Genomic DNA, 13,691 nt, shown 5'->3' with positions numbered 1-13,691 from the left:
GCATCAGGTAAGCGAACCGGTTACGCATGAAATATCCTCGTTAGCGCTGTAAGCGGCGAATTCTATGTGTTTTTATCTTGAAAGAGAAGCCGGAATCTTGGTAGATTGCGGAGTCTTTGCGCCGTAATCGATCAACGCCGATGCTGAAAATTTACAACACCCTGACTCGCAGCAAGCAAGAATTCATTCCCCGGGAACCCGGCAAGGTCGGCATGTACGTTTGCGGCATGACTGTTTACGACTATTGCCACGTCGGCCACGCTCGGGTGATGGTGGTTTTCGATACCGTGGCCCGCTATTTGCGCCATGCGGGATACCAACTGACGTATGTGCGGAACGTCACCGATATAGACGATAAAATCATTCAGCGCGCCAACGAAAACGGCGAAGCCTTTACCGAATTGACCGAGCGTTTTATCGCCGCGATGCACGAGGACGAAAGGGCGCTGGCGGTATTGCCGCCGGACATCGAGCCGCGCGCCACTCAATCGATTGCCGACATTATCCGGATGACAGAAACGCTGATCGCCAAAGAGTATGCCTACGTCGGCGGCAATGGCGACGTGTTTTACGCGGTGGGCCGTTTCGACGGTTACGGCAAGCTGTCCGGCAAGAACATCGAAGATTTGAATGCCGGCGAACGGGTCGACGTCGATGCGGCCAAACGCGATCCGCTGGATTTCGTGCTGTGGAAAATGGCCAAGCCCAATGAACCTGCCTGGGAATCGCCTTGGGGTCTGGGTCGTCCCGGCTGGCATATCGAATGCTCGGCGATGTCCACTTGCTGCTTGGGCAATCATTTCGACATTCACGGTGGCGGCATGGATTTGCAGTTTCCGCATCATGAAAACGAGATTGCCCAGTCCGAGGGCGCCACCGGTCAGCCCTTCGTCAATTATTGGATGCATAACGGTTTCGTTCGGATTAACGAAGAGAAAATGTCCAAATCATTGGGCAATTTTTTTACGGTGCGAGAGGTGCTGAAACAATATCGGCCGGAAGTGATTCGGTTTTTCATACTGTCCAGCCACTACCGCAGTCCGCTAAATTACGCCGACGAGCAGCTCGACGAAGCCGGTACCGCGTTGACCCGTTTATATACGGCGCTGCGCGGCGTCGAAATCGCCGACATCGACATCGACGTCGATTATCGGCTGCGTTTCGAGCAAGCGATGGACGATGACTTCAATACGCCGGTGGCCCTGGCGGTACTTTTCGATTTGGCTCGCGAATTGAACAAAACCGAACACAAAGCCCAACTGGCGGCGACGTTAAAGCGTTTGGCCGGAATTTTGGGATTGCTGCAAGACGATCCGGACGATTTTCTGAAAGGCGGTAGCGGCGCGGACGGTTTATCCGAGGCCGACATTGAAAGTTTGATTGCCGATCGTAAAGTCGCCAAAACCAATAAAGATTGGGCGCGAGCCGACGCGATCCGGGATCGCCTAAAAAGCTCGGGCGTCATTCTGGAAGATGTGGCCGGCGGGAACACCATTTGGCGGCGGGAAAACTGAGAGACAGCAATGACTGAAATCAAAGATCAATCCGTTCAACTGTTTCTCAACGAACTAGCCAGCAAACAGGCGACACCGGGCGGGGGTAGCGCGGCGGCGCTGCTGGGAGCGCAAGGCGCTGCGTTGGTTTCGATGGTTTGCAATCTGACGATAGGCAAACCCAAATACGCCGAAGTCGATGCCGAGCTGAGAGTGTTGTTGGTCGAGGCGGAAGCGTTGCGGGAAACATTGACCGGGATGATTCAGGCCGACGTCGAGGTGTTCGATCGCTTGATGGCCTGTTATGGCCTGCCCAAGGCCAGTGACGAGGAAAAAACTCATCGGACCGAGCAAATTCAGGCGGTGCTGAAGGACGCGACCGATGTGCCCTTGGCTTGTGCTAGGGCTTGCGCGCAAGCGATCGCATTGAGCCGGGTTGCGGCCGAAAAAGGCGGGCAGGCGGTCATCAGCGACGCCGGCGTCGCGGTGATGGCGGCCTTTGCCGGTTTGAAGAGCGCGGCGCTGAACGTCCGGATCAATGCCGGAGCCTTGAAAGATAGGGCGTTCGCCGACAGCCGGCTGGCGGAGTTGCAAGCCTTGTTGACGACAGGCGAGCAGGAGGCCGAGGCCATTTACCGGATCGTGCAAGACAAGCTTTAACTCGCCATTCGCCCGAATCAGCGCTCGGCTATCGGGGTATTCGCTTCGAGCTGTCTAGGTTACAACAGGCCCAAAGCCGATAAGTTAAGCGCTTACGGTCGATCTAGGCCGGGCTGAGGGAGTCGAACTAAGCCGCTGGCTGAGCGGAGTCGAAGCCAGCCGTTCGCTTCGGCTCTGCTTAGCGAACGGCTTAACCTAACGGCAATGGCAGTTGCAGCAGGCTTAGGCGCGGATTGGCTCAAAGCTGTTTGACGTTAATATTCAGTGTTTGAATCCGATAGGCGATCTGCCTAGGCGTCATATCCAACAAGCGCGCCGCCTTGGCCTGCACCCAGCCGCTTTGTTCCAGCGCCGCGATTACTCTTTCCCGCTCGTCCATGTTTTCGTCGTGCAGATCGATTTGCTTGATCTGTTGCGGCGTCCGGCCGATGCCAATTTCGCTTTCCAGCCCGGTCGCGGCAATTACGTCGCGATCGATGACGCCGTCCTGGCTCATAATCGCGGCGCGTTCCAGGCGGTTTTCCAATTCGCGGACATTGCCGGGCCAGTCGTGTTTCATCAAAATGCGGATCGCGCTTTCCTTGACTTCCAGCGGCCGGCCGCCTTGTTGCTTGGAAATCCGGTTCAGTAAAAAGCTGGCCAGTTCCGGAATGTCTTCGATGCGCTCGCGCAGCGGCGGCATATTGATAGGCATCACGTTCAGCCGGTAATACAAGTCTTCGCGGAAGTTGCCGTCGGCCACCTCCTGCTCCAGATTGCGGTTGGTCGCGGCGATGATGCGGACGTTGACTTTCAGGGTGCGGACGCCGCCGACCCGCTCGAATTCGCCCTCTTGCAATACCCGCAATAGTTTGGCTTGGAACGAAGCCGAGATTTCGCCGATCTCGTCGAGAAATAAGGTGCCGCCGTCGGCCAGTTCGAAGCGGCCCTTGCGTTGACCGATCGCGCCGCTGAACGCGCCTTTTTCGTGACCGAACAACTCAGACTCGAGCAAGGTGTCCGGTAGTGCCGCACAGTTCAGTTTCAGAAACGGGCCGTTGGCGCAGGCCGAGTTGAAATGGATGGAACTGGCGACTACTTCCTTACCGGTGCCGGATTCGCCGCGAATTAAAACGGTGGTATGCCATTTTGCGACCTGACGAATGATGTCGAACACCTTCAGCATCGGTTCGGAATGGCCGATGATGTTTTCGAAGCGGTAGTTTTTGACCAGGGTCTGTTTGAGGTAGTCGCGCTCGCTGGCCAGTTCGTTTTGTTTGCGTTCCATGACCCGCAGCATGTTGACGCTGTGGGCGATCAGGTTGGCAACCATTTCCATGAAGCGGGCGCGTTCGCCGAGGAAGCCGGCGTCGCATGGCTGAGCCGCCAGGATGCCGACTACTTCTCCTTGTTCGACGGCCAGTGGCGAGCCGATGAAGGGTAGGTCGGGGTTGTATACGCCGAGCCGGCTTAAAAAGCGCGGTTCGTCGGCGATGCGCTCCACGACGATGGTGCTGCCTTCGTCCAAAATCGCACCGACCAAGCCTTCGCCGGGTTGGTAGCGGACCGAACGGTCGATGTCTTCGCCGTAGATTTCGCAGATGCTCATGCTGTCGTCTTCAATGTCGCGTAGCGTGATCATCCCGAAATGCAGGCCGGTACGTTTGTGCAGTATCTCCAATATCCCCTTCAGTTTGGTTCTCAGATCGTGGGTGCTATTGAGAAGTTGGCTGACCAAATACAGGGTGTCCAGTTCCGATTCGACCAGTAGTAATCGTTCACTCATGGATGCTCACCATGGCTGAGTTTTTTTGACAGGGAAAACTGAGTTTGAAACTGCAGCCGTTTTGATAGTCCGGATCGATTTCGATCATGCCGTTGTGCTGGTTGACAATTTCCTTCGCCATTACCAGCCCCATGCCGGCCTGTACGCTGCCCATCGTCGGCGAAGTGGTGAAAAACGGTTCGAACACTTTGCTGCGTTGATTCGCCGGGATGCCGGGGCCGGTATCGTCGATAGCCACGTGTACCCAGGCGCGGTCGCTGGCGGTGCTGATCTTGATCAGCCGTTCGCGACTGCCGGCGCGGTTCATGGCATTGACCGCATTGTCGATCAGTTGCTTGAACAGCATGCGCAGTTTGTTCTCCGACCCGAGGATAGAAGGCAAAACCGGATTGGGCAACCAATCGACGACGATGCCGTTGGCCAGAAACTTGGTGCTGTAGAGCAGCATTACCTCGTGCAGCAGTTGATTCAGATTGACGGGTACGACCGCCGATTCCGGGATCTCGGGCACGCAGCGTTGCAAAGTCGCCAGGGTTTCCTCGCCCATGGCTTGTACCTGACTGAGCAGGTCGCGTAACGGCTGGTTGTGCGAATCGTTGCGCTGACTCATGATCTGTATCGCCGCGTGAATTTGATTGAGCGGCTGGCGGATTTGGTGCATCGCGCCCAACAGGGTTTCGCGGATGCTGCGTATGTGTTCTTCCTCGGTCAACAAATTGCGCAAAGTCTGAATCTGCAGTTTTTCCTGCTGGCGACGCTGTAGTGTGATGTCGTTGACGCTCAACAATAGATAGTCTTTAAATTGCTTGGCGAAGAAAGTGTCGGCGCAGACGTCGTTTTCGGTAAACCAGTTGCCGGAGCAGGAAAACCAGCGGGTGCCGCGGATGCCGGTGCCGTCGTAACGGATTTCCCGGTTGGTGAAGCCTTGGCGAGTCGTGGCGGCGTTCCACAGATCGCCCATGTCCTGCTCCAACGCGTCGAGGAAAAACAATGCCGGTTCCGGTTTATCCAGTTCGCTGATCAGCATCTTGTACATTTGGTTGTCCAGGACCACTCGCTTGTCGCTGTCCAATACCGCCATCGCCACCGGCGATGCGTTCAGCACCGATTCGATCAATTGCTTTTGGTTACTGACCTGCTGTTCGACGTGGTGAGCCTGGGTGACGTCCCGGTGCATGCCAATGTAATGACTGATGGCGCCGCGTTCGTCGAACATCGGCGCGATCGTCAGGTCCGCCAAATAGCGGTCTCCCAGTTTACGCCGGTTGACCAACTGGCCGTGCCAAACTTGCTTGCGGGAAATGGTGTGCCATAGGTCGTAATAAATTTGCCGGGGCGTGGACTTGTCGGAGAGCTTGGATTCGTTTTGGCCCAGAATTTCGGCGGCGTGGTAGCCGGTCACTTGGGTGAAGGCGTCGTTGATATACAGGATATTGGCTTTTTTATCGGTGATCGATATGGCGACCGGGGCTTGTTCGACCGCTTTCACGAACAGCGAGAAAGGTAGGGTTTGGTTTCGCTTGTCGCCGCGCTTGGCCGGGGTGGTATCGGCCTGGCCGGGCGCCAACAGATTGGCCGTGTCGATCTCGATTTCGCCCAGCATGAAGTCACGGGTGGATTTGGTCATGGCAAACTGCTCTCTAGGTATATTCCGGATGAATGATTGTTGCCCGCCGAGCAATCGACAGCAAAGCCGGCGGCAAGGGCGACCGGCTCCGGGCCGGTATTTCCTTAAAAGCATATGCAATTTGGACGCCAAAGTTGGTAAGGCTAGTCTGCTGTTGCTTATTCCCGGCTAATTGTAAGGTTTACGACATTTATTTGCCCGCTTGTTTTGAATCTGTGTTTTTTGGCACAGAGCTTACAGGAAACCTGAGCCCTGATTTCGCGGGATTCGGCGGGTATTCGCCGAGATAGTCGCTTGGCACGGATGATGCTGAATAGTTAACACTACACAAGGTTCTTAAAACGATGAGCGAATACTTATTGCTGATATTGGGCACGGCGCTGGTAAACAACGTGGTGCTGGTCAAGTTCCTCGGATTATGCCCGTTCATGGGCGTTTCCAACAAACTTGATACCGCATTGGGCATGGGCTTGGCGACCACCTTCGTACTGACGCTGGCCTCGGCCGCGAGTTGGGTGTTGGAGCACCGCTTGCTGTTGCCGTTCGACATCGGCTTTTTAAGAGTGTTGGGTTTTATTTTAGTGATCGCCGCCGTCGTGCAGTTCACCGAGATGGTCATTCATAAGACTAGTCCGGTGATGTATCAGGTGTTGGGTATTTTCCTGCCGCTTATCACTACCAATTGCGCGGTCTTGGGCGTGGCCTTGCTGAACATCCAAGAACAATACAACTTCGTCCAAAGCCTGTTGTTCGGCTTTGGTTCGGCATTGGGTTTTACCCTGGTGATGGTGCTCTTTGCCGGTCTCCGTGAACGCTTGGCGTTGATGGCTGTACCGGCACTTTTTTCAGGCACCCCCATTGCGTTTATCACCGCCGGCATTATGTCGCTGGCATTCATGGGATTTGCGGGTCTATACAGCAAATAAGAGGCGCAGCCATGTACGTTTTATCCGCGATAGTGATTTTGACCGCTCTGGGCCTGTTTCTGGGCATCAGTTTGGGCATTGCCGCTAAATATCTGAAAGTGGAATCCGATCCGCTGGTCGAGCGAGTGGAAGAATTAATGCCGGGTTCGCAGTGTGGCCAATGCGGCTTTCCAGGATGTCGGCCGGCGGCCGAGGCCGTGGTATCCGGCGCCGCGCCGGTGACCTTGTGTCCTCCGGGAGGAACGGCCTTGGTCGAGCAACTGGCCAAGCTGCTGGGTGTCGATGTCGACTTGAGTCAAACTCAGGATCAAGAGCCGATGGTCGCCAGGGTCAGTGAAGAGACTTGCACCGGTTGCACTCGCTGCTTTAAGGTGTGCCCCACCGATGCGATCGTCGGCGCACCAAAACAAATCCATGCGGTCGTTGCCGATGCCTGCATAGGCTGTAAAAAATGTGTGGAAGTTTGCCCGACCGAGTGCCTGCAAATGCATCCCGTCGAAGTCACCTTGCGGAACTGGCGCTGGCCCAAGCCTTTGGCGGCGTAAGGAAAAAGTTTATGTTTGGATGGTTTGAAAATCCTAGATTACGCGGCGGCGTCCATGCCGAAGAGCATAAGAGCGAAACGGCGAAGCTGAGTATCGCCAGCGGCTTTCCGATTCCGAAAAAGCTCTACATTCCGGTGCAGCAGCACGTCGGCAAGCCCGCCGAGCCAGTCGTCAAGGTCGGCGAAAGAATTCTAAAGGGTCAACTACTGGCCTATAGTCAAGGCACCATTTCGGCGCCGGTTCATGCACCAACATCGGGCGTTGTCGCCGACGTGAAAGATTTTCCGGCGCCGCATCCGTCCGCGTTGCCGATTCGAACCGTTGTCATCGAAAGCGACGGACACGACGAATGGGCGCCGCTGGAAGTGCCCGACGATCCGTTTGAACTTGATGCGGAAACGATTTGCGCGATGGTCGGCTCCGCGGGCGTGGTTGGCTTGGGCGGTGCGGTGTTTCCGTCCGCCGTGAAACTCAGTCTGGGCCGAAAAAGCAAAATTCATACATTGTTGATCAATGCTGGCGAATGCGAGCCCTACCTGACCTGCGACGATAGGTTGATGCAGGAAAAAGCCGACGAAATTGTTGCCGGTATCCGCCTGATGCTGCGAGGCATGGGCGCGCCCAAAGCGATGGTCGGTATCGAGGACAATAAGCCGGCCGCGTATCAGGCCATGCGCGATGCTTGCCGGGATTATCCGAATATCGTGGTATCCCAAGTCCCGACCCGCTACCCGATGGGCTGGGACCGGCAGATGCTGCGTTATCTGACTGGTCAGGAAATTCCGGCCGATGGCCGAGCCGCCGATATTGGCGTCGTGGTTCACAACGTGGCAACCGCCCACGCCGTTTACAAAGCGATTTGTCTGGGTCAGCCGTTAATTTCCAGGGTGGTTACCGTGTCCGGTGCCGCCGTTGCCCAACCTCGCAACGTCGAAGTGCCGATCGGCACCTTGATGTCGGAAGTGCTGGCATTCTGCGATTGGGATAAAACCAAAATGGCCCGCTTGGTGATGGGCGGACCGATGATGGGCGATGCGCTGCCTATCGCCGACGTACCGGTCGTCAAGGCGTGCAATGGTATTTTGGCTCTAACGGCCGCTGAAATCGAAGAACCCGAAGTGCAACCGTGCATTCGCTGTTCGAGCTGCGTCACGGCTTGCCCGGTGGGTTTGCTGCCGTTGGAAATGGCTAGCCGGATCAAAGTTAACCAACTCGATGCCGCGGTCGATCTGGGCTTGAAGGATTGCATCAGTTGCGGCAGCTGTTCCTATGTTTGTCCTTCGAATATCCCGCTCGTGCATTACTTCAAATTCGCGTCCGGCGAACTGGTTAAGCGCCAGCAGGCCGATCACAAGTCGGAACAAACCAAACGTCTGATCGACGAACGCAATCAGCGAATGGAGCGCATCCGTCTGGAAGCCGAAGCCGAGGCGCAACGTGCTCAGGAAGCCCGCGCCGCCCGTTTGGCCGCTCAACAAGCGCAGCAGGCACAACAAGCCCAGGCGAAAGCGGAGGAAACCGTATGAGTGTAAAACCGGTTAGTGGTCCTCACGTACTGGCTACCCGCCGTTCCGATCAGGTCATGCGTCTGGTGATTCTGGCGATGGCACCGTCCGTAGGTTTCGGCGTGTTGCTATTCGGTTGGCCGGCCTTGTATTTGCTGGTTGTCACGGTCTTCTCGGCGCTGGCCTTCGAAGCGTTCTGTCTGAAATTGAAAGGCGTCGCGGCCGGACCGTATTTGCGCGACGGCTCCGCAATCGTCTCCGGCCTGCTGGTGGCGATGACCTTGCCGCCGTGGGCACCCTGGTGGATAGGCGTCGTTGGCGCCGGTATCGCTATTGTGTTGGGTAAGCATGTCTATGGCGGTCTGGGACAAAATTTATTTAATCCGGCGATGCTGGCCAGGGTGGCCTTGCTGATTTCATTTCCGATCGAAATGACGACGTGGGCGAACGTATCGCCGCTGTTCACCGGGCCTGGCGTGTTCGACAGCTTCGCAATCACATTTTCGGGCTTAAGCAACGCCGATGCGGTAACCGGTGCGACGACGCTGGGTCTGGTCAAGACCGAATTTTCACAAGGCCACGTATTACCCGGCATATTGAACGACTATTCCGGCTTCTTGGCGATGTTGGGTTGGGAGCGCGGCAGTCTCGGCGAAACTTCGACGCTGTTGATTCTCGGCGGCGGCCTGTGGCTGATGCGGCAGGGCGTGATCCAGTGGCATATCCCGGTTTCGTTGTTGGCGACGATTTTCCTGCTGTCGTCCGGCTTTCATTTGTGGGACGCCAAACATTACTTGAGTCCGTGGGTGCATTTGAATTCCGGCGCGGTCATGCTGGTGGCCTTCTTTATCGCTACCGATTACGTGACCTCGCCGAATACGCCGCAAGGACAGGTGATCTTCGGCGCCGGCTGCGGCTTGTTGATATTCGTAATTCGTTCCTGGGGGGGTATCCCGAGGGCACCGGTTTTGCCATTTTACTGATGAACGCCGTGACTCCATTGATCGATCATTACATTCGGCCGCGTATTTACGGACGTTACCGTAGCGGTAAACCGCTAGACATTTCCAATTCCTGAGATTGCCGATGAGTTCCGATCCCGTGCAAAAACAAGCGGCTGGCGGCGAAGCGCTGGCGGCGGCGATTTCCGCAGGCAAAACGCTGAAACGTAAGCTGGCGGTCTGGCTGGAGCCCGAGAATTTGCAGGCATTGCGGCCGCAATTGCAATTTCAGGCCGGCGTTTTGGCGGGTTTCGCGTTATTGGCGGCGCTGTTGCTGGGCTTGGCCGATCTGGCCACCCGAGGCGTGATCGCGCTGCGATTGCAGGAAGACTTGCAGGCCAATTTGGCTCAGGTGGTGCCGGCAGATTTGCACGACAATAACTTGTTGGAAGATAGCGTGATGTTGGATTCCGCCGATGCGAATCTGGGCTCGCCGCAAACGCAGGTGTATCTGGCCAAGAAAGCCGGCGCGGTCAACGCGGTGTGTTTCAAGCTGATCGCGCCGGACGGATATGCGGGACCGATCAGTCTGGTCATGGGTGTGGACCGAAACGGCGAAATTCTGGGCGTGCGGGTGATTGCCCACGTCGAAACGCCGGGTCTCGGCGACAAAATCGAAATTACCAAATCCAAGTGGGCCTTGTCTTTCGACGGCAAATCGCTGGATAACCTGACCGTCGAACAATGGGCGGTCAAGAAGGACGGCGGGGTGTTCGATCAATTCAGCGGCGCGACCATCACGCCGCGTAAAGTCGTGCAAGCCATTCGGCGCGGTCTGGAATTCTATCGCGTCCATCAAGCCGAACTGCTGGCCGCCGAATAGCCGCATCCTGGTAAACCACGTTTTCGTTTCGGAGTGTATCCATGAATCTTTCGATATTGTTTTCCGAGCCCTACCGCAAAATCGCCAAAGACGGTCTGTGGGACAACAACGTCGTATTGACCCAGAATTTGGCCTTGTGTCCGCTTTTGGCGGTGACCGGTACCGCGACCAACGGGCTGGGCATGGGCTTGGCGACGATGGTGGTGATGCTGGCGTCCAATGCCGCCGTGTCGGCCAGCCGGCATTTGATTCCGGCCGAAATTCGGATTCCGATCTTCGTGTTGTTGATCGCGGCGCTGGTGACCTTGGTCGATTTGTTTCTGAACGCCTGGATGCACGAGTTGCATAAGGTGCTCGGTTTGTTTATTCCGCTGATCGTTACCAACTGCGTCATTTTGGGCCGGGCCGAAGCCTTCGCCTCCAAGCAGGAAGTGTTGCCGTCGATGTGGGACGGCTTGATGATGGGCGTCGGCTTCACCGCCGCGATGGTGGTGCTCGGCGCGATGCGGGAAATCAGTTCGGCGGGTACCTTGTTCGCGAATGCGTCGGTATTGCTCGGCGAAAGTTTTCAATTTCTGGAAACCGTGTTGATTCCGGAATACAAAGGTTTTCTGCTGATGGCGCTACCGCCGGGCGGATTCATCATGTTGGGATTCATGGTGGCCTTGAAGCGACTGTTCGATCGCAAGGCCGCCGAAAAACCGGTCCAACCGGCCGCGCCGATCGAAGCAGCCGTCGTCGAATAACCGAGGTCAACGATGAACGTAGGAGTTTGTTACGCTCAAGCGGACCGGCAAATCTGGATGCGTCTGGAAGTGCCGGAAGGTAGTACCATCGCCGAGGCGATAGAATTATCCGGTGTTTTGAGCCAGTACCCGGAAATCGATCTGGAAACTCAAAAGGTCGGGATCTTCGGCAAACTGGCCAAGCTCGATACCGTGGTCAAGGAAGGCGACCGGGTGGAAATCTATCGCAAAATTACCGCCGATCCCAATCAAGTTCAGCGGCGCCGGGTGGCTTAGCCATGTACGTCTGCGTTTGTAAGGCATTTACCGAACGCCAGCTTGATGCGGCAATCGCCAGTGGAGTATCCTCGCGTAAACAATTAACCAATTGTTTCGGGGTTGGCGGCGAATGCGGTAAGTGCAACCGGGAGCTTTCGCAACGATTGCTCGGCAAAGCATCTTCCGGCTGTTCATCCAGCATCCATGCCGCGACCAATCATTAAAACGAATCACCGGGAGAATCGACATGCAAGGCGATAAAAAAGTCATCGAGTTTTTAAACAAAGTGTTGGAAAACGAACTGACCGCGATCAACCAGTATTTTTTGCACGCGCGGATGTTCAAGAATTGGGGTTTGCACAAACTTAACGAAAAGGAATATCACGAATCCATCGACGAAATGAAACATGCCGATCGCTTGATAGAGCGGGTGTTGTTTCTGGAAGGATTGCCCAATCTGCAAAGCTTGGGGCGCTTGATGATAGGTGAGAATCCCAAGGAAATGCTGGAATGCGATCTTAAACTGGAACAACTGGCGTTGCCGTTGTTGAAGGAAGCGATTGCCTATTGCGAGTCGGTGGCCGACTACATTTCGCGCGAATTGTTGGAGCATATTCTGGAAAGCGAGGAAGAACATATCGATTGGCTGGAAACCCAGCTGGATTTGATCGAAAAACTCGGCATTCAAAATTACCTGCAATCGCAGATGTAATCCCTATTTCGCCTCTTCCATCCGACCGCCTCCGCGTGGCTGTATGGAAGGGGCCAAGCTTCGTTTTCTCACGTTATCTTCTTTCGAACCTCCCCGTTCGCGTAAAACCGGGTACCGATGGTGTTGGCGTTCGTCCGCCGTTTTTTCCGAAGACATTGCGGAGCGCTGATCGCGCCAACGGGATTTTTCCCAGCGCCCAGCAGAATCGTCGGTTTCTCGCTAAAATGACAGCTTGATTCTCTACCGGCCGGACCAACGAACGACACGCATGGCTTGTCCGACGTCCAAGGCCAACGATCGCCAGTTCGGTGCCCACTGAAAGGATTTATGCTGCAAAACGCCTTTACGCTCGAATCATTGCTGGAGACTCACGATCTGCCGTTCGTGATCATCAATGCCGATTTAAGGATCGTCGCGGTGAATCGCGCTTGGGAATTAAGTTTTGGCGTCGATAGGCAGCAGCAGGTTGGTCGGCCCTGTTGTGCCGATAGCGGTCGCTGCCGCCACCGGCAATTGTTTCAGTCCTTGGAAGGTTACGCGGGCGTTCATGGCGGTGTCGGTACCGTTCCGCCCGAGCTGTCGTTCAATGTACGGGGATTTCCGCTGCTGGATGCCGACGGCACGCTGTATTTGGGTGAAACCCTGGCTCCGATCAGCAAGCCGACCGGCGCTTACAGCGGGCCGACGATGATAGGCCAGTCGGCGGCGTTTACCCGCTTCAAATCCACGTTGTTGCAAGCCGCCGTCAGCCAGGCGCCGGTGATGCTGTTGGGCGAAACCGGTACCGGTAAGGAATTGGCGGCCGAATTCGTGCATCGCCAATCGCCGCGCGCCGACGCGGATTTCGTCATTGTCGACTGCACGATACTGGGCGAGGATTTATTCGAAAGCGAATTGTTCGGCCACGAGAAAGGCGCGTTTACCGGCGCCGCCGTCGCCAAAAAAGGCCTGTTCGAACTGGCCAACGGCGGCACCTTGTTTCTCGATGAAATTGGCGATCTGCCGTTGTCGCAGCAACCCAAATTGCTCCGAGCCCTGGAAAGCGGCCAGTTTCGCCGGGTCGGCGGAACGACCATGTTGAAGTCGGACGTGCGTATCGTCTGCGCCACACACCGTAATTTGGCCGATATGGTTAAAGCGGGCCGGTTTCGCGAGGACTTGTTTTACCGGCTTTCGGTGTTTCCGGTGGACGTGCCGCGCCTGCGCGACCGCAAACAGGATCTGCCGGTGTTGATCGATTTTTTTCTGGAGCAGCTCGGCGGTCGCGACGGCCGTACTTATCGGCTGAACCAGCCGGCTTTAATCAAATTGCTGCAGTACGGATGGCCGGGTAATATTCGCGAATTGCGCAATTGCTTGCAGCTCGCCGCCGGCTTGTCGCAAAACGGCGTGGTCTCGGAGGCTTGCGTGCATTTCATGCAGCCGCTGAACCAAGCGGCCGTAGTCGAAGCGACGGTCGCGGCAACGCCGGAGCGCAAGCCCTGTTTGAACAGTTTGGCGGAATTGGAAGCCGATTTCATCAACAGCCTGATCGTCAAATATCAAGGCAACCGCAAGTTGATCGCCGCCGAAATGAACATCAGCGAGCGCACGCTTTATCGCAAACTAAACCGTTTGAATTTGAATTAGG

The 13,691-nt window shown here is 56.0% G+C and carries 13 protein-coding genes and 1 pseudogene; 12 read left to right on the top strand and 2 right to left on the bottom strand.

Annotated elements, in window-relative coordinates; genetic code table 11:
- Positions 1-140: 140 nt before the first annotated feature.
- Both cysS and fchA read left to right on the top strand, forming a co-directional pair.
- On the top strand, positions 141-1,514 hold the full coding sequence (gene cysS / locus ACP4CD_RS11745) for a cysteine--tRNA ligase (protein WP_426991058.1): 1,374 nt from the start codon (positions 141-143) through the stop codon (positions 1,512-1,514).
- A gap of 9 nt (positions 1,515-1,523) precedes the next feature.
- Positions 1,524-2,153 (top strand): methenyltetrahydrofolate cyclohydrolase, encoded by a 630-nt coding sequence (fchA, locus tag ACP4CD_RS11740; RefSeq protein ID WP_426991056.1) that lies wholly within the window; start codon positions 1,524-1,526, stop codon positions 2,151-2,153.
- Positions 2,154-2,391: 238 nt separating this feature from the next.
- On the opposite strand, the gene nifA is transcribed toward fchA, so the two are convergent.
- Positions 2,392-3,918 carry a nif-specific transcriptional activator NifA gene (gene nifA / locus ACP4CD_RS11735; RefSeq protein ID WP_064024199.1) on the bottom strand — a complete coding sequence of 509 codons (1,527 nt, stop codon included), beginning with the start codon at positions 3,916-3,918 and terminating at the stop codon, positions 2,392-2,394.
- Positions 3,911-5,545 (bottom strand): nitrogen fixation negative regulator NifL, encoded by a 1,635-nt coding sequence (gene nifL, locus ACP4CD_RS11730; protein WP_313728815.1) that lies wholly within the window; start codon positions 5,543-5,545, stop codon positions 3,911-3,913. Before nifL ends, nifA begins: the two co-directional genes overlap by 8 nt.
- Before the next feature lie 344 nt (positions 5,546-5,889).
- On the opposite strand from nifL, the gene rsxA reads away from it, so the two are divergent.
- The 10 genes and pseudogenes from rsxA (at position 5,890) to ACP4CD_RS11680 (ending at position 13,690) form a co-directional block, all read left to right on the top strand.
- On the top strand, positions 5,890-6,471 hold the full coding sequence (gene rsxA, locus ACP4CD_RS11725) for an electron transport complex subunit RsxA (RefSeq protein ID WP_064024198.1): 582 nt from the start codon (positions 5,890-5,892) through the stop codon (positions 6,469-6,471).
- Positions 6,472-6,482: 11 nt separating this feature from the next.
- Positions 6,483-7,016, top strand: a complete 534-nt coding sequence (rsxB, locus tag ACP4CD_RS11720) for an electron transport complex subunit RsxB (protein ID WP_064024196.1) — start codon at positions 6,483-6,485, stop codon at positions 7,014-7,016.
- 11 nt (positions 7,017-7,027) lie between these two features.
- Positions 7,028-8,542, top strand: a complete 1,515-nt coding sequence (gene rsxC, locus ACP4CD_RS11715) for an electron transport complex subunit RsxC (protein WP_313728814.1) — start codon at positions 7,028-7,030, stop codon at positions 8,540-8,542.
- Positions 8,539-9,599: pseudogene (locus ACP4CD_RS11710) on the top strand (RnfABCDGE type electron transport complex subunit D). The gene rsxC and the pseudogene ACP4CD_RS11710 overlap by 4 nt, the downstream one beginning before the upstream one ends.
- Positions 9,600-9,607: 8 nt before the next feature.
- A complete protein-coding gene (gene rsxG, locus ACP4CD_RS11705) occupies positions 9,608-10,345 on the top strand; it encodes an electron transport complex subunit RsxG (protein ID WP_083385532.1) in 738 nt (245 codons plus the stop codon).
- A 41-nt stretch (positions 10,346-10,386) separates the two neighbouring features.
- A complete protein-coding gene (locus ACP4CD_RS11700) occupies positions 10,387-11,091 on the top strand; it encodes an electron transport complex subunit E (RefSeq protein ID WP_064024189.1) in 705 nt (234 codons plus the stop codon).
- Between the two features lie 12 nt (positions 11,092-11,103).
- A complete protein-coding gene (locus tag ACP4CD_RS11695) occupies positions 11,104-11,367 on the top strand; it encodes an RnfH family protein (protein ID WP_064024187.1) in 264 nt (87 codons plus the stop codon).
- Positions 11,368-11,369: 2 nt separating this feature from the next.
- Entirely contained in the window at positions 11,370-11,573 is a 204-nt protein-coding gene (locus tag ACP4CD_RS11690; RefSeq protein WP_082885286.1) for a (2Fe-2S)-binding protein, read from the top strand.
- A 23-nt stretch (positions 11,574-11,596) separates the two neighbouring features.
- Positions 11,597-12,061 carry a bacterioferritin gene (gene bfr, locus ACP4CD_RS11685; RefSeq protein WP_064024262.1) on the top strand — a complete coding sequence of 155 codons (465 nt, stop codon included), beginning with the start codon at positions 11,597-11,599 and terminating at the stop codon, positions 12,059-12,061.
- 327 nt (positions 12,062-12,388) lie between these two features.
- The gene (locus ACP4CD_RS11680; protein WP_168031812.1) at positions 12,389-13,690 is read left to right on the top strand and encodes a sigma-54 interaction domain-containing protein; all 1,302 of its coding nucleotides are present in this window, start codon (positions 12,389-12,391) and stop codon (positions 13,688-13,690) included.
- Position 13,691: the final 1 nt, after the last annotated feature.

The sequence above is a fragment of the Methylomonas stagni genome (assembly GCF_050154735.1).
Lineage (GTDB): Bacteria > Pseudomonadota > Gammaproteobacteria > Methylococcales > Methylomonadaceae > Methylomonas > Methylomonas koyamae_A.
This window is presented reverse-complemented; position numbering and strand designations above follow the sequence as displayed.